At 71.2% G+C, this 16,028-nt stretch carries 14 protein-coding genes; 12 read left to right on the top strand and 2 right to left on the bottom strand.

Features of this window, described 5'->3' with window-relative positions:
• Window positions 1-4 precede the first annotated feature (4 nt).
• Complete coding sequence (locus Dfulv_RS42185; protein WP_259859428.1) at window positions 5-634, bottom strand: helix-turn-helix domain-containing protein; 630 nt, start codon at window positions 632-634, stop codon at window positions 5-7.
• 26 nt (window positions 635-660) lie between these two features.
• Between Dfulv_RS42185 and Dfulv_RS42180 the strand changes: the two genes are divergently transcribed.
• From Dfulv_RS42180 to Dfulv_RS42170, 3 genes are all read left to right on the top strand, one after another.
• Window positions 661-1,305: a B3/B4 domain-containing protein gene (locus Dfulv_RS42180; protein ID WP_259859427.1), complete on the top strand. Its 645-nt coding sequence runs from the start codon at window positions 661-663 to the stop codon at window positions 1,303-1,305.
• Window positions 1,302-2,141 (top strand): DMT family transporter, encoded by an 840-nt coding sequence (locus Dfulv_RS42175; protein WP_259859426.1) that lies wholly within the window; start codon window positions 1,302-1,304, stop codon window positions 2,139-2,141. Before Dfulv_RS42180 ends, Dfulv_RS42175 begins: the two co-directional genes overlap by 4 nt.
• Window positions 2,142-2,247: 106 nt before the next feature.
• Window positions 2,248-2,970: a lysophospholipid acyltransferase family protein gene (locus Dfulv_RS42170; protein ID WP_259859425.1), complete on the top strand. Its 723-nt coding sequence runs from the start codon at window positions 2,248-2,250 to the stop codon at window positions 2,968-2,970.
• Between the two features lie 47 nt (window positions 2,971-3,017).
• Here the strand turns inward: Dfulv_RS42170 and Dfulv_RS42165 are convergent, their stop codons facing one another.
• On the bottom strand, window positions 3,018-3,878 hold the full coding sequence (locus Dfulv_RS42165; protein ID WP_259859424.1) for a hypothetical protein: 861 nt from the start codon (window positions 3,876-3,878) through the stop codon (window positions 3,018-3,020).
• A 79-nt stretch (window positions 3,879-3,957) separates the two neighbouring features.
• On the opposite strand from Dfulv_RS42165, the gene Dfulv_RS42160 reads away from it, so the two are divergent.
• From Dfulv_RS42160 to Dfulv_RS42120, 9 genes are all read left to right on the top strand, one after another.
• Window positions 3,958-4,689, top strand: a complete 732-nt coding sequence (locus tag Dfulv_RS42160; RefSeq protein WP_259859423.1) for a beta-phosphoglucomutase family hydrolase — start codon at window positions 3,958-3,960, stop codon at window positions 4,687-4,689.
• Window positions 4,689-7,034 carry a glycoside hydrolase family 65 protein gene (locus Dfulv_RS42155; protein WP_259859422.1) on the top strand — a complete coding sequence of 782 codons (2,346 nt, stop codon included), beginning with the start codon at window positions 4,689-4,691 and terminating at the stop codon, window positions 7,032-7,034. The genes Dfulv_RS42160 and Dfulv_RS42155 overlap by 1 nt, the downstream gene beginning before the upstream one ends.
• Before the next feature lie 15 nt (window positions 7,035-7,049).
• Entirely contained in the window at window positions 7,050-8,999 is a 1,950-nt protein-coding gene (locus Dfulv_RS42150) for a TIGR03960 family B12-binding radical SAM protein (RefSeq protein ID WP_259859421.1), read from the top strand.
• Between the two features lie 70 nt (window positions 9,000-9,069).
• Window positions 9,070-9,792 (top strand): TIGR03936 family radical SAM-associated protein, encoded by a 723-nt coding sequence (locus tag Dfulv_RS42145; RefSeq protein WP_259869214.1) that lies wholly within the window; start codon window positions 9,070-9,072, stop codon window positions 9,790-9,792.
• A 171-nt stretch (window positions 9,793-9,963) separates the two neighbouring features.
• Entirely contained in the window at window positions 9,964-12,780 is a 2,817-nt protein-coding gene (locus tag Dfulv_RS42140; RefSeq protein WP_259859420.1) for an Rne/Rng family ribonuclease, read from the top strand.
• 131 nt (window positions 12,781-12,911) lie between these two features.
• Window positions 12,912-13,226, top strand: a complete 315-nt coding sequence (gene rplU / locus Dfulv_RS42135) for a 50S ribosomal protein L21 (protein ID WP_259859419.1) — start codon at window positions 12,912-12,914, stop codon at window positions 13,224-13,226.
• A gap of 9 nt (window positions 13,227-13,235) precedes the next feature.
• Window positions 13,236-13,493, top strand: a complete 258-nt coding sequence (gene rpmA, locus Dfulv_RS42130; protein ID WP_259859418.1) for a 50S ribosomal protein L27 — start codon at window positions 13,236-13,238, stop codon at window positions 13,491-13,493.
• A 77-nt stretch (window positions 13,494-13,570) separates the two neighbouring features.
• Window positions 13,571-15,025, top strand: a complete 1,455-nt coding sequence (gene obgE / locus Dfulv_RS42125; RefSeq protein ID WP_259859417.1) for a GTPase ObgE — start codon at window positions 13,571-13,573, stop codon at window positions 15,023-15,025.
• Window positions 15,026-15,094: 69 nt separating this feature from the next.
• Window positions 15,095-16,018, top strand: coding sequence for a GNAT family N-acetyltransferase (locus tag Dfulv_RS42120; protein WP_259859416.1), 924 nt, complete (start codon window positions 15,095-15,097; stop codon window positions 16,016-16,018).
• The last annotated feature ends 10 nt before the right edge of the window (window positions 16,019-16,028 follow it).

Genomic DNA, 16,028 nt, shown 5'->3' with positions numbered 1-16,028 from the left:
CGAATTAACGGCGCGATGGGGGAGGGGTGGGGCGGCGGTCGTGCTCGCCCTCGGGCATGACCACCACCATCGTGAGGACCGCCTCCACGTCGCCGGGGTTCCGGTAGGAGTGGGGGCGGTCCGCGCGGAAGTCGATCGTCTCGCCCTGCTGCACGGTGTGGTCGGTGCCGTCGACCGTGACGATCAGCGTGCCCCGGCGGATCTGGATGATCTCGCGGGTCCGGGGCGTGTGGTCGCCGGAGTCGTGGTCCTCGCCGGGCGCGATGCGCCACTCCCAGACCTCCACGAACGCCGGGTCGTTGACCCCGCGCAGCAGCCGTCCGGTGCCGCCGGCGGCGCCCCGCCACAGGACCGGCGGCTCGTCGGCGGCCACGATCCGCACCGTCGGCTCGGCCGTCGCCTCCAGCAGCCGGCCGATGCTCACCCCGAACGACTCGGCGATCCGGCACAGCGTGCCGATGCTCGGGTTGGTGCGGGCGCCCTCGATCTGCACGAGCATGCCCTTGCTCACACCCGAGCGGCTGGCCAACTCGTCGAGGGACCAGCGACGGCCCTGCCGCAGCAGTTTGACGTGCCGGGCGATCGCCTCCTGGGCAGCCTGCTCGGGGGTGGCGGTCAAAATATTTTCCTCCACGGTCAATATTGTGGTACGACTAGGGCGTGTTCACCATCGCCGATGAAGTGCTCGAGCTGTGCCGTTCCGTGGGCCATGAGGCTACCGTGCTCGCGGTGCTCGCCGACGGGCTGCGCAACGGCCCGAGCGACCCTTCGGTGCTGCGTGACGCCGTCGCCGCGGCCGGCGACCCGACCGCGCCGCATCCCCACCTGGAGGCCTGGCGCGACGTGTACCGTGCGTTCGGCGCCAAGCCGCAGCGCACCCCGTGCTCGGCGGAGGCGCTGCGCAAGCGGGCCGCGCGGGGTGACCTGCCGGCGGTCAACCGGCTCGTCGACGCGTACAACGCGGTGAGCATCCGCTTCGCCGTGCCGATCGGCGGCGAGGACCGTGCCGCGCTGGTCGGGACCGAGCGGCTGGTCCGGGCGACCGGCGACGAGAAGTTCGACACGGTCAAGGACGGCGCGCCGGTGGTCGAGTCGCCGGAGCCGGGCGAGGTGATCTGGCGCGACGACGTCGCGGTCACCTGCCGCCGGTGGAACTGGCGCCAGGGCCGCCGGACCGCGCTCACGGACGCGACCACGAATGCCGTGTTCCTGCTCGAGGGCCTCGACGTCGACCTGGAGCCGGCGGCGGCCATGCTCGTCTCGCTGCTCGACGCCACCTCCGTGACTGTCGAGCGGTTGGCATGATCGGAATTTTGCTCGCCGCGGTGTCGGGGCTGGTCTGGGGCGTCGGCGACTTCTCCGGCGGCAAGGCCAGCCAGCGGTCCGACGCGCTGCTCGTGGTCGTGCTGTCGAAGGCGGCCAGCCTGCCGCTGCTCCTGCTCTATCTCGTGCTCATGCCCGCGGCCGTCCGGCCGGAGGTGCTCGCCTGGGGCGGCGCCGCCGGCATCCTGGGCGTGCTCGGCATGTTCGTGTTCTACCGCGCTCTCGCCGGCGGCGCGATGGCCGTCGTCGCGCCGGTCAGCGCTGTCACCAGCGCCCTGCTGCCGCTCGTCGTCGGCCTCGTCTCCGGTGAGCGCCCCGGCGCGGTCGCACTCGCCGGCGCGGGCTGCGCGATCGTCGCGATCGGCCTGGTCAGCCTGGCGCCGGGCGGCAGTGGCGGGCCGGTCACCAGGCGACTCGTCGTGCTGGCGCTCGTGTCGGGCACCGCATTCGGGCTGTTCTTCACCTGCCTGTCGCAGGCCGGTGAGGGCAGCGGCCTCTGGCCCATCGTCGGCGCCCAGCTGGCCGCCCTCGCCGTCGGCGCGTTCCCGGCGCTGCGGCGGATCCGGGCGGGCGCGCCATGGCCGGGTGGCGCGCCACTGCGCTGGCTGGTGCTCGCCGGCGCGCTGGACATGTCCGCCAACGCGCTCTACCTCCTCGCGGTGCAGCGCGGCGACCTGAGCATCATCGCGCCGGTCGCCTCGCTCTACCCCGTGACGACCGTACTGCTGGCGATGCTCATCGACCGGGAACGCATGCGCCCGGTCCAACTCGCCGGGCTCGGCCTCGCCGCGACCGCGCTCGTGCTCGTCGCGTCGTGAGCACGCCGGGTGGTGTTGCACACGCCGGAGACATCTCCGGCTGACCGGAGGGTCGGCGCCGGTTAGAGTGTGCGCGGCATCGTCTGTTCAGCCTGGTGGAGGGCATTTGTCCGCGCTCTATGCGATCGGCAAGATGGTGGCCTCGCCAACGACGAGGCTGTTCTGGCGACCGAAGATCATCGGACTGGACAACGTGCCGCGGACCGGCCCGGCCATCCTGGCGAGTAACCACCAATCGGTGATCGACTCGGTGATGATGGGCGCGTTGATGCCGCGCAACGTCTACTTCCTGGCCAAGGACCAGTATTTCCGCGGGCCTGGTGTCAAGGGCGCCGTGATGCGCCAGATCATGTACGGGCTGAACCAGATCCCCGTCGACCGCTCCGGCGGCCGGGCCAGCCTGCTGGCCCTCGACGCGGCCCTGCCGGTCCTGCGCGCCGGCCACGTCCTGGGCATCTTCCCGGAGGGCACCCGCTCGACGGACGGCCGGCTCTACCGCGGCCGGCCGGGTGTGGCGAAGCTGGCGCTGGACGCGCCGGCACCGATCATCCCGATCGGCCTGATCGGGATGGACAAGGTCCAGCCGATCGGCGCCTCGCTGCCCAGGCTGGGCCCGCAGGTGGAGGTCCGCGTCGGCGAGCCGCTGGACCTGAGCCAGTGGCAGGGCGGCGAGGTCGACAGCCGGGGCCTGCGCGAGGTCACGCTGAAGCTGATGAACGCGATCCAGCAGCTCACCGGCCAGGAGTACGTCGGGCGGTACGCTCCGAAGCGGCCGGACCAGCTGGCCGACGCCAACGGCCACAAGGGCGCCGGAACCCCGGCGGACTGACCCGCCTGCCGACCTCGGCGCTGTGGACGGTGGACGTCGCGGGGCGGTCAGTCACGGCGGACGATCGATCCGCGTAGGTTCCGGGTCGTCGCGGCGGCCTGGTCGACCGACTTACCGGTGAAGACGGCGATCGCGATCACGCCGTGGTCGGACCAGCCGCAGACGGCGGCCGAGCGGCCGTCCATGCGGGAGGCGGCGCAGCGCTGCTCACCGCCGAAGACGCCCGGGTCGACCTTCCGCACGTCCGAGATCTGGATCTTGGTGCCCAGCTTGCGGATGCTCGCGTCCAGGTCACGCGCCGGGTCGGTGATGAACCGGGTCGCGCCGAAGACGATCACCCGCTGCTGCCGGTTCGCGGCGTCCTGGTACGTCACCGTGAAGCCGCTCTCGTCGAGGTGGTCCGAGGTCAGCGACGTCCGCAGCTGCTCGGCAGTCTTCTTCGCCGCCGCGTCGTCGGTCCGGGTCAGGCCGGGGACCGTCGCCGCGGTGTCGACCGACGCCGGGTACTGCACCCAGTACGGGCGGGCCCACGCATACGAGCCGCCGCAGCAGCCCGCGCACAGCGCGAACAGGAACAGCAGCACCCACGGCCACTTCCTCCGGCGCCGCCGGTAAACGGGCGGGGGAGGGGCGTAGCCGGGCGGCGGTGGACGGTAGCCGTGCGGCAGGGGGCCGTAGCCGGCGTGCGGGTGGCTGGGCACCGGCACCGGGATGTACCGGATCTCGGGCTGCGGCGGAGCCGCCGGCTGCTGCAGCGTCTGCGGCTCGACCGGCAGGTCGAGCGTGTCCTCCCACTGCCGGCGCCGGCGGGAGCCGCCGGGCGGCACGGACGCCGATCCCACCCAGGTCGGGGAACCGGGCTCGGCCGGCTGCCGCAGGGTCGGCGACTCGTCCGGCGGTTGTGTCACACCTCGAAGGCTAACCACCGCGTGCACGTGTCGCAGAACAGAGGTTTGGCACTCGCCGAACCCGGATACGGTGGCGAATGTGCTGGGCCTACCGGAACACGTGACAGCGTGCCTGTTCGATCTCGACGGTGTGTTGACCCCTACGGCGGTCATCCACAACAAGGCGTGGACCGCGACCTTCGACGAGTTCCTGCGCGATCGTCAGGGTCAGCGGCCGTTCGATCCGGTCCACGACTACAACGACTACGTCGACGGCAAGCCCCGTGAGGCCGGGGTCCGCGACTTCCTCACCTCCCGCGGCATCACCCTGCCGGAGGGCACGCCCGACGACCCGCCCGAGGCGAAGACCGTCAACGGGCTCGGCAACCGCAAGAACGTACTGCTGCTGGAGCTGCTCCGGGAGGGTGGCCTGCAGCCGTACCCGGGCTCGGTGCGCTACCTCGAGGCGGCGGCGGAGGCCGGCCTCCGCCGCGCGGTCGTGAGCTCCAGCGCCAACACCCTGCAGGTGATCACCTCAACCGGGCTGGACCGGCTGCTGGAGATCCGCGTCGACGGCCTGACCATCCGCGAGCTGGCCCTGAAGGGCAAGCCGGCGCCCGACACGTTCCTGGAGGCGGCGCACCGGCTCGACACACCGCCGGAGAACGCGGCCGTCTTCGAGGACGCCCTCGCCGGGGTCGCGGCCGGGCAGGCCGGTGGCTTCGGGTTCGTCGTCGGCGTCGACCGGGTCGGCGGCGGGCATGCCGAGGACCTCCGGCGCAACGGCGCCGATCTGGTCGTACCGGATCTCTCGAAGCTTTTGGAGGGCTGATGCCCAAGTTTCCGGTCGAGCCCTGGGCGCTGCGGGAGACCCGGCTCGATCTCGACGACCTCGCGCAGACCGAGTCGCTGTTCGCCCTGTCCAACGGGCACATCGGCCTGCGCGGCAACCTCGACGAGGGTGAGCCGTTCGGGCTCCCCGGCACCTACCTGAACTCGTTCTACGAGGAGCGGCCGCTGCCCTACGCCGAGGCCGGGTACGGGTTCCCGGAGGAGGGGCAGTCGATCGTCAACGTCACCAACGGCAAGGTCTTCCGGCTGCTGGTCGACGACGAGCCGTTCGACGTGCGGTACGGCAAGCTGGTCGCCCACGAGCGGGTCCTCGACCTGCGCGCGGGCACGCTGCGCCGCGACGTCGAGTGGATCTCGCCGGCCGAGCAGCGGATGAAGTTGACCACGACCCGGCTGGTGTCGCTGGAGCAGCGGTCCGTCGCCGCGTTTCTTTACGAGGTGGAGCCGGTCGCCGGCCCGGCGCGGATCATCGTGCAGTCGGAGCTGGTGGCCAACGAGGACACCCCGGAACCGAGCAAGGACCCGCGCGTGGCGGCGGCGCTCGGGCACGCGCTGACCGGGGAGGCGCGCTACGCCAGCGACCTCAACGCGCAGTTGCTGCACCGCACCCACGCGAGCTGGCTGCGGCTCGGCGCGGAGATGGACCACGAGGTCGACGCGCCGGTGCCGGTGCAGGCGCACACCGAGACGACGGAGGACTGGGCGCGCACGACGTTCGCGTGCGAGCTGCAGCCGGGGCAGAAGCTGCGGATCGTGAAATACCTCGCCTACGGCTGGTCGAGCCAGCGCTCCCGGCAGGCGATCCGCGACCAGGTGCACGGCGCGATCGCGGGGGCCCGGCTCGGCGGCTGGGACGGGCTCGTGAAGGCGCAGCGCAGGTTTCTCGACTGGTTCTGGGGCCAGGCCGACGTCGAGATCGACGGCGACGCCGAGATCCAGCAGGCGGTGCGGTTCGCGCTGTTCCACCTCATGCAGGCCGGCGCGCGGGCCGAGGCGCGGCCGATCGCGGCCAAGGGCCTGACCGGGCGCGGTTACGACGGCCACGTCTTCTGGGACACGGAGTCGTTCGTGCTGCCCGTCCTGACGTACACCCATCCGCAGGCCGCGCGGGACGGGCTGCGGTGGCGGCACGACACGCTCGACCTGGCCCGCGAGCGGGCCAAGACCCTCGGCCTGAAGGGCGCCGCGTTCCCCTGGCGGACGATCCGCGGGCAGGAGTGCTCGGCCTACTGGCCGGCGGGCACCGCGGGTTTCCACGTCAACGCCGACATCGCCGCCGCGGTGGTGCGCTACATACAGGCGACCGGCGATCACCGGTTCGAGGCCGAGTTCGGGCTGGAGGTGCTGGTCGAGACCGCCCGGCTGTGGCGCTCGCTGGGCCACCACGACCGGCACGGCGTCTTCCACATCGACGGTGTGACCGGCCCCGACGAGTACAGCGCGATCGGGGACGACAACATCTACACGAACCTCATGGCCCAGCACAATCTGCGCCACGCCGCCGCGGCGGCCGAGCGGCACCCCGAGCTGGCCCGGAACTTCGGCGTCGACGACGAGGAACTGTCGTCGTGGCGCGACGCCGCCGACCGGGTGCACGTGCCCTACGACCACGAGCTGGGGGTCCACCAGCAGTCGGCGCACTTCACGTTGCACCAGGAGTGGGACTTCGCCGGCACGCCCGCCGGCCACTACCCGTTGCTGCTGCACTATCCCTATTTCGATCTGTACCGCAGGCAGGTCGTCAAGCAGGCCGACCTGGTCCTGGCGATGCACTGGCGCGGCGACCGGTTCACGCCGGAGGAGAAGGCCCGCAACTTCCACTACTACGACGAGCGGACCGTCCGCGACTCGTCGCTGTCGGCGTGCACCCAGGCGGTCATGGCGGCCGAGGTCGGCCACACCGAGCTGGCCTACGACTACCTCGGCGAGGCGGCCTTCGTCGACCTCTACGACCTGCAGCGCAACGCCGGCGACGGCCTCCACATGGCATCGCTGGCCGGCACCTGGCTGGCGCTCGTCGCCGGCTTCGGCGGGATGCGCGACCACGGCGGCGAGCTGGCGTTCATGCCCCGGCTGCCCGGCCGGATCAACCGGCTGCGGTTCGCGATCACCTGCCACGGCGACGTGCTCCGGGTGGACGTCAACCACAACGCCGCGACGTATGCGGTGGATCAGGGTGAGCTGTCGCTGCGCCACCACGGCAAGCCGTTCACGGTGAAGGCCGGCGGCCCCGTCACTTTGCCGATCCCCGCACCGCACCCGGCCACCCCGCCGCCGGCCCAGCCACACGGCCGGGCGCCCCGTCGGCGCCGGAGAGATGAGTGAGTAGGCTGGTACTCCGTGAGCGTCACAAGCGTCTTTCCGCAACTCGAGCGTCTGCTGCCGAGGATCAGCAAACCGATCCAGTATGTCGGCGGTGAGCTCGGCGCTGTCGTGAAGGACTGGGACACGGCCACAGTGCGTTGGGCGCTGTCCTACCCCGATGCCTACGAGGTCGGCCTGCCCAACCAGGGCGTCCAGATCCTCTACGAGGTGCTCAACGAGCAGCCCGACGTGCTCGCCGAGCGCACCTATGCGGTCTGGCCCGACCTCGAGCAGCTCATGCGGGCCGAGGGCGTGCCGCAGTTCACCGTCGACGCCCACCGCCCGGTGGGCGCGTTCGACCTGTTCGGCGTGTCGTTCGCCACCGAGCTCGGCTACACCAACCTGCTCACCATGCTCGACCTCGCCGGCATCCCGCTGGACGCCCGCGAGCGTGACGACCGGCACCCGATCGTCGTCGCGGGCGGGCACGCCGCATTCAACCCGGAGCCCATCGCCGACTTCATCGACGCCGCCGTGCTCGGCGACGGCGAGGAGGCGGTGCTGGAGATCAGCGACATCGTCCGGAAATGGAAGGCCGAGGGCGAGCCGGGCGGGCGCGACGAGCTGCTGCTGCGGCTCGCCCGCACCGAGTCGATCTATGTACCGCGCTTCTACGACGTCGACTACCTGCCCGACGGGCGCATCCAGCGGGTCGTGCCCAACCGGGCCGACGTTCCGTTCCGGGTGCACAAACGCACCACGATGGACCTCGACGCCTGGCCGTATCCGAAGCGGCCGCTCGTGCCGCTGGCCGAGACGGTGCACGAGCGCTACGCCGTGGAGATCTTCCGGGGTTGTACGCGTGGGTGCCGCTTCTGCCAGGCCGGCATGATCACGCGGCCGGTGCGGGAGCGCAGCATCACGACCGTGGGGCAGATGGTCCAGGAGGGGCTGGAGTTCTCCGGCTTCCGCGAGGTTGGGCTGCTGTCGCTGTCCTCGGCCGACCACTCCGAGATCGGCGACATGTGCTCCGGCCTCGCCCAGCAGTACGAGGGCACCAACGTCTCGCTGTCGTTGCCGTCGACCCGGGTCGACGCGTTCAACGTCACACTCGCCCAGGAGCTGTCCCGCAACGGGCGGCGCACCGGGCTCACCTTCGCGCCCGAGGGCGGCTCGGAGCGGATTCGCCAGGTGATCAACAAGATGGTCACCGAGGAGGACCTGATCCGCACGGTCGTCACGGCGTACACCAACGGCTGGCGCCAGGTGAAGTTGTACTTCATGTGCGGCCTGCCGACCGAGACCGACGACGACGTGCTCCAGATCGCCAAGCTGGCGCACGAGGTCATCCGGGCCGGCCGCTCGGCCACCGGCGCGCGGGACATCCGCTGCACGGTGTCGATCGGCGGGTTCGTGCCGAAGCCGCACACCCCCTTCCAGTGGGCGTCGATGGCCGAGCCCGAGGTGATCGACCGGCGACTCAAGCTGCTCAAGGAGGCCATCAACTCGGACAAGTCACTCGGCAAGGCGATCGGCTACCGATACCACGACGGCGAGCCGTCGCTGATCGAAGGCCTGCTCAGCCGGGGCGACCGGCGGGTCGGCGCGGTCATCCGCCGGGTCTGGGAGGAGGGCGGGCGCTTCGACGGCTGGTCCGAGCACTTCTCCTTCCGGCGCTGGATCGACGCGGCCGCCGCCGAGCTGCCGGCGTTCGGCGTCGACCTCGCCTGGTTCACCACGCGGGAGCGGGACCAGAACGAGGTCCTGCCCTGGGACCACCTCGACTCGGGCCTGGACAAGGACTGGCTCTGGCAGGACTGGCAGGACGCCCTCACCGGCTACGAGCAGGACGACTGCCGGTGGACCCCGTGCTTCGACTGCGGCGTCTGCCCGAGCCAGGACACCGAGATCCAGATCGGCCCGACCGGCAAGAAGCTGCTGCCGCTCACCCCGGTGAGCACCGGACTGCGAGTGCCGCATGGCTAGGCGACAGCCGGAGAGCAACCAGGAGCCGGTCGTCCAGCGGATCCGGTTGCGGTATGCCAAGCGCGGACCCATGCGGTTCACGTCACACCGCGACTTCGCCCGTGCGTTCGAGCGGGCGCTGCTGCGTGCCAACGTGCCGATCGCCTTCTCGCAGGGCTTCAGCCCGCACCCGAAGGTCTCCTACGCGTCGGCGGCCCCGACCGGGGTGGCCAGCGAGGCGGAATACCTGGAGATCGGCCTGCGGGCCAAGGTCGACCCGACGGAGCTCCGGCTCGCGCTCGACGCCGCCCTCTCGCCCGGTCTCGACGTGCTGGAGGCGGTCCAGTCGCCGCTGAACGGCGGCGGCAGCCTGGCCGACCGGATCGACACCGGGATCTGGCGGGTCGAGCTGCCGGGGATCACGCCGGGCGACGCCTCGGTCGCCGTGCGCTCGTTCCTCGACGCCGGTGAGGTGCTCGTCGAGCGGCTCACCAAACAGGGTCGCCGGACCTTCGACACGCGTGCCGCCGTCGTCCGGCTCGCCGTCGTGGGGTCGGATTCGGCGACTGCTGACGTACCTTCCGAGGTCACCGACATACCGTGTGCGATACTCGACCTTGTCGTGCGGCAGGGAACCCCGACCGTTCGACCCGACGATGTGCTGTCCGGCCTGCGAGTTGTGGCCGACCTGGAGCCGCCGGTCCCGCCTCGGGCGACCCGTTTGGCTCAGGGCGTGCTGACCGAGCAGGGTGAGCTCGTCGACCCGCTCGCCGCGGATCGACCGGCGGCCGTCGTGGGGGCTTCGTCGCTGTAGTGGTCGGTGTTCCGCCAGGTGGCGGGCCGCCGGTCGCCGGCATCGAGGTTGGCAGACTTTCGGCGGATCGTCCGTGTGAGCGGATACCTCCGCCGGCACAACATATATGCGGTGCCCCTGTGTGGCTGCGTTGTTATGCGCCCGGGAGCACCAGAACTGGAGAACGTCCGCATGTTCGACAACGAGTCGGCAAGCGGCGAAGCCACCGGCGAAGAGCCGGTGGCAACTGCCGCAGCCAACGAAGCAGAGACCGCCACCCCCGTTCGGCGGACCCGCCGCAGGACCACCAAGGCCGCCGCTGAGGCGCCGGTCGAGGAGCCGGCGGCCGTCGAGGAGACCGCCGCCCCGCCGCCGGCCACACGCCGACGGCGCAAAGCGACGGCCAGCGTGGAGTCCGGCGAAACGGGCGAAATCGGCGAGTCCGGGCAGCAGGCCCTGCCGATCGACGAGCCGGTGGTGCCGGTGAAGGCGACCCGGGCCCGCCGGACCCGCACCCGGGCGGCCGCCGTGGAGGCCCCGGCCACCTCCCCCGTGGAGGCCCCGGCCGCCTCGCTCGAGGGAGAGCCGGTTGCCTCCCCCGTGGAGGAGTCGGTCGCCTCCCCCCTGGAGGAGCCGGTCGCCGAAGTGCCCGCCGTCGAGGAGCCCGCCGTCGAGGAGTCGGCGGTCGAGGTGATCGAAGAGCCGGAGCCCGTGGTGGCCGAGGAGCCGCCCGCGCGCCGTGGCCGCCGCGCCGCCCCCGCCGTCCAATTGCTGTTCATGCCGCCGAGCGAGCAGGTCGTGCCGGCCGTGCCCACCAAGGCGCACGACGCCGAGGAAGCCGAGGAAGAGGCGGCCGAGGAGGAGCCGGTCGGCCGGAGCCGCCGGCGTCGCGGCCGCCGTGTCGCCGAGGAGGCACCCGCGGCCGTCGAGGCGCCGGTCGAGACCGACGAGGCCGAGGCTGAGACCGAGGACGAGGACGAGGACGAGGACGACCTCGAGGGCGTCGCCCGGCGGCGCCGCCGTCGTGGCCGTCGCGGTCGCGGCCGGGGTCGCGGCGCGGCTGGTGACGAGTTCGACGAGGCGGCCGAGGCCGAGGCGGAGGACGAGACCGACGAGGCCGTGGCCGATGCCGACGCCTCCGACGACACCGAGGGTGACGACGACGGCGAGGGCCTGACCCGCCGCCGACGGCGCCGCCGCCGCAAGGGCGCCGCCGACACCGAGGCCGCCGACGACCCGCACGTGGTCGTGAAGATCCGCGAGCCGCGCCAGGCCGCCCGTGACGAGGTGCAGGGCGTCTCCGGCTCGACCCGGCTGGAGGCCAAGCGCCAGCGCCGCCGGGACGGCCGTGAGCAGCGTCGCACCCGCCCGCCGATCCTGTCCGAGTCCGAGTTCCTCGCCCGTCGCGAGGCCGTCGACCGCCAGATGGTGATCCGGCAGAAGAACGACCGCACGCAGATCGCGGTGCTGGAGGACAAGGTGCTCGTCGAGCACTACGTCACCCGGGCGACGTCGAGCTCGATGGTCGGCAACGTCTACCTCGGCCGCGTGCAGAACGTCCTGCCCAGCATGGAGGCGGCGTTCGTCGACATCGGCCGGGGCCGCAACGCGGTGCTCTACGCCGGCGAGGTCAACTGGGACGCCACCGGCCTGGAAGGCCGCACCCGCACCATCGAGCAGGCGCTGAAGTCCGGCGACTCGGTGCTGGTCCAGGTCACCAAGGACCCCATCGGCACCAAGGGCGCCCGCCTGACCAGCCACATCGCGCTGTCCGGCCGGCACCTGGTCTACGTGCCCAACGGCAACGCCTCCGGGATCAGCCGCAAGCTCTCCGACGTCGAGCGCAAGCGCCTGCGTGACGTGCTCAAGAACCTCGTCCCCGACGGGGCCGGTGTCATCGTGCGCACCGCCGCCGAGGGCGCGTCCGAGGACGACCTCGCGCGTGACGTCAAGCGGCTGCAGGCGCAGTGGGAGGCGATCCAGGAGAAGTCGGCCACCAGCAGCGCGCCGTCCCTGCTCTACGAGGAGCCCGAGCTGGTCGTCCGGGTCGTCCGGGACCTGTTCAACGAGGACTTCCGCGAGCTGGTCATCCAGGGCAGCGACGCCTATGAGTCGGTCGAGCCCTACCTGTCGCACGTCTCGCCGGACCTGGTCGACCGGGTCAAGCGCTACACCGGCGCCGGCGACGTGTTCGCCGAGCAGCGCATCGACGAGCAGCTGATCAAGGCGCTCGATCGGCGGGTGTTCCTGCCGTCGGGCGGCAGCCTGGTCATCGACCGCACCGAGGCGATGACCGTCATCGACGTCAACACCGGCAAGTACACGGGCGCCGGCGGCAACCTCGAGGAGACGGTCACCCGCAACAACCTCGAGGCGGCCGAGGAGATCGTGCACCAGCTGCGGCTGCGCGACCTGGGCGGCATCATCGTGATCGACTTCATCGACATGGTGCTGGAGTCCAACCGGGAGCTCGTGCTGCGCCGCCTGACCGAGTGCCTGGGCCGGGACCGGACCAAGCACCAGGTTACCGAGATCACGTCGCTGGGCCTGGTCCAGATGACCCGCAAGCGGGTTGGTCAGGGCCTGCTGGAGGCCTTCAGCGAGACCTGTGAGGTGTGCAAGGGCCGCGGCCTGATCATCCACACCGAGCCGATCCCGGAGAAGCGTGGCGGCGGTGGCAACGGCCACAGTCACGCGGCCGTGGCGAAGGTGGCGTCCGCCACCGTCACCACGGGCGTCGAGGAGGCCGACGTGCCCGCACCGGCGCGTGCAGGGCGGCGGCGTAGCCGCCGTGGCGCCGCTGCGGTCGCCGAGGAGTCGTCGGAGGAGATGGCTGAGGCCGTCGACACCTCTCACGTCGTCGAGGACGTCGCGGAGGAGGCGGAGTTCACGCCGATCGCCACCGAGGACGATCCGGACAACGCCGACGAGGACGAGGACGAGCCGTCGGGCAACGGTGCCCGCCGCCGGACCCGTCGGGGTGGCGTCCGTCGCCGGACCCGCCCCTGATTTGGGGAGTACGCCGCCCATGGCGTACTCTCTCTAAAGCGCACTTTCGTGCGCACGGTCTTTTGCGTGCCTGCTTCATCGCAGCGCGTCCGACCAAACCCGCCAGTAGCTACGACAGGAGTCCGCGTCCCATGTACGCGATCGTCAAGACCGGCGGCAAGCAGTACAAGGTCGCCGAGGGCGATGTGATCGAGGTCGAGAAGCTCGCGGGCGAGCCGGGCGACGCGTTGACGCTGTCCGCCGTCCTGCTTGTCGACGGCGAGGATCTCATCACCGACGCGGCCAAGCTTGCCAACGCTGCGGTGACGGCAGAGGTTGTCGCCCACACCAAGGGTCCGAAGATCCGGATCCACAAGTTCAAGAACAAGACCGGCTACCACAAGCGCCAGGGTCACCGTCAGCCGCTGACCCAGGTCAAGGTCACCGGCATCTCCACCGGGAAGTAGGCAAGCGCGATGGCACACAAAAAGGGTGCGTCCAGCTCGCGGAACGGGCGCGAATCCACCGCCCAGCGGCTCGGCGTGAAGCGGTTCGGCGGCCAGTTGGTCAACGCCGGCGAGATCATCATCCGGCAGCGCGGCACCAAGTTCCACCCGGGTGACCTGGTGGGGCGCGGCGGCGACGACACGCTCTTCGCCCTCGCCGCGGGCCACGTGACCTTCGGCCTCAAGCGCGGTCGCAAGACCGTGAGCATCACCAAAGCCGAAGGCTGAGTTCGCTTTACCGACGGCGGGCAGGGGGCATTCACTGCTCCCGCCCGCCGTCTGTGTTTCGTTGAGGAGAATTCGTCGTGACCACGTTCGTTGACCGGGCCGTGTTGCACGTCAAGGCCGGCGACGGCGGGCACGGCTGCGTTTCCATCCACCGTGAGAAGTTCAAGCCGTTCGGCGGCCCCGACGGCGGTGACGGCGGCCACGGGGGCAGCGTCAAGCTCGTCGTCGACTCCGGCGTGCACACGCTGCTCGACTTCCACTTCCACCCCCACCAGAAGGCCCGCAACGGCCACGGGGGCGCCGGCAACGACCGTGACGGTGCCAACGGCGAGTCGCTCGTGCTGCGGGTGCCGGACGGCACCGTCGTGCAGACGGTCGACGGTGAGGTCATCGCCGATCTGGTCGGCGCCGGCACCGAGCTGGAGCTGGCCCGGGGTGGCCGGGGTGGCCGGGGCAACGCGTCGCTGGCCAGCACCCGCCGCAAGGCGCCCGGCTTCGCCGAGCTCGGCGAGCCCGGCGAGCAGATCGACGTCGTCCTGGAGCTCAAGAGCGTCGCCGACGTCGGTCTGGTCGGCTTCCCGTCGGCCGGCAAGTCGTCGCTGATCTCGGTGATCTCCGCGGCACGACCGAAGATCGCCGACTACCCGTTCACGACGCTGGTGCCCAACCTGGGTGTCGTGCAGGCCGGCGACAACACGTTCACGGTCGCCGACGTGCCCGGTCTCATCCCCGGCGCGGCCACCGGCAAGGGCCTCGGCCTGGAGTTCCTGCGGCACATCGAGCGCACCGCGGTGCTCGTGCACGTGGTCGACACCGCGGCGCTGGAGACCGACCGCGACCCGGTGTCGGACATCGACGCCATCGAGGCGGAGCTGGCCGCCTACGGCGGGCTCGAGGACCGGCCACGGATCGTGGCGCTCAACAAGGTCGACGTGCCCGACGGGCGCGACCTCGCCGACATCATCCGGCCCGAGCTGGAGCAGCGCGGTTATCCCGTCTACGACGTCAGCGCGGTCACCCGGGAGGGCCTGCGCGAGCTGATGTTCGCCATGTCCGAGATGGTCGAGCAGCAGCGCCGGCTGGCACCGCCGCCGGAGCGCACCCGCATCGTCATCCGCCCGGTCGCGGTCGACGACAGCGGGTTCACCGTCACCCGTGACGGCGAGGGTGTCTACATCGTCAAGGGCGGGGCACCGGAGCGCTGGGTGCGCCAGACCAACTTCGACAACGACGAGGCTGTCGGATATCTTGCCGACCGGCTCGCCCGGCTCGGTGTCGAAGAGGCCCTCAAGAAGGCCGGCGCCACCCCCGGAGATCCGGTTCGCATTGGCGTCCGTGAATTCGACTGGCAGCCCGAACACTTCGCCGGAGAAGAGTTCGTGCCCGGCAACCGGGGCACCGACTACCGCCTCGAGGAGCCGTCGAAGCGGGTCGGCGCGGCCGAGCGCAAGGCCATGCGCAAGGACCGCCGGCGGCCCTATGAGGAGCTGGAAGTTTCACCCGGCGCCGAGGACGACGACGGGGAAATTTGACCCGGCGTGCAACAGATTTCGCCGACCAGGTGAAACATCCGGGAAATCCGGAGTGCGTACCGTCACTTCATGTTGATCGAGCAACGTCCATCGGACGACTCGGAGGTGATCGCGCTCGTAGTCGACCAGCAGGTCGAGCTGCGGGCGCGCGACGGTGGTCGGGAGGGCCACGTCTACGCGGTCGACGCGACCGCCCGCTATCTCGTCGCGGTGGTCGGCGGTGACGCGGTCGCGTGCGGGGCGTTGCTCGCCGTCGACATCGACACCGCCGAGGTGACCCGCCTGTACGTGCGCCCCGCCTACCGGGGGCGCGGCATCGCCCGCCGCATGCTCGCCGCGCTGGAGGACTTCGCCGCCTCGCGCGGGCACCGCGTGCTCCGCCTGGAGACCGGCGTGACCTCACCGGACGCCATCTCGCTGTTCCTGGCCGCCGGATATCGGCCCGTCCCGCGTTTCGGGCAATACGTGAAGTACGAGGCCAGCCGGTGCTTCGAGAAGCGCTTCGACGACACCGGCCGGGAGGTCCGGGTGGTCCGCCGGCCGACCGCCGACCCCGCCGTCGTCGAACTCGTCGCCGCCGCCACCGCGGAGATCGCCAACCGCTACGGCAGCGCCGAGGCGCGGCGCTTCCCCGTCGACCCCGATGCCAAGTTCGTGCTCGCCACCGTCGACGGCGTCGCCGCCGGCTGCGGCGCCATCCAGCCGCTCGACGACCAGACGGCCGAGATCAAACGCATGTACGTCCGTCCGGCACACCGCGGCATCGGCATCGCCCGGCGCATTCTCGCCGCCCTCGAGGACCTCGCCGTGGGCTCGCACTACCCGGTCGTCCGGCTCGAAACCGGTGCCCGCCAGCCCGAGGCCATCAGTTTGTACGAATCGACCGGTTACCGACCGATTCCCCGGTATGGCCCATACGTCCGCAGCCCGCTCAGCCTGTGCTACGAAAAACTGGTCATCGCACCGGAGCCCATCGCGTCTGAGCTCGCATGAGGCTAGTGTC

It is taken from the genome of Dactylosporangium fulvum, from assembly GCF_025137375.1.
GTDB lineage: Bacteria > Actinomycetota > Actinomycetes > Mycobacteriales > Micromonosporaceae > Dactylosporangium > Dactylosporangium fulvum.
The sequence above is the reverse complement of the archived record's forward strand: the minus strand, read 5'-3'. Positions and strand labels throughout refer to the sequence as shown.

Coding starts and splice junctions, on each gene's coding strand:
- Dfulv_RS42140 (WP_259859420.1), top strand. CDS start 9,964: ATGTTCGACAACGAGTCGGCAAGCGGCGAAGCCACCGGCGAAGAGCCG.
- Dfulv_RS42175 (WP_259859426.1), top strand. CDS start 1,302: ATGATCGGAATTTTGCTCGCCGCGGTGTCGGGGCTGGTCTGGGGCGTC.
- Dfulv_RS42120 (WP_259859416.1), top strand. CDS start 15,095: ATGTTGATCGAGCAACGTCCATCGGACGACTCGGAGGTGATCGCGCTC.
- rpmA (WP_259859418.1), top strand. CDS start 13,236: ATGGCACACAAAAAGGGTGCGTCCAGCTCGCGGAACGGGCGCGAATCC.
- Dfulv_RS42145 (WP_259869214.1), top strand. CDS start 9,070: ATGCGGTTCACGTCACACCGCGACTTCGCCCGTGCGTTCGAGCGGGCG.
- rplU (WP_259859419.1), top strand. CDS start 12,912: ATGTACGCGATCGTCAAGACCGGCGGCAAGCAGTACAAGGTCGCCGAG.
- Dfulv_RS42155 (WP_259859422.1), top strand. CDS start 4,689: ATGCCCAAGTTTCCGGTCGAGCCCTGGGCGCTGCGGGAGACCCGGCTC.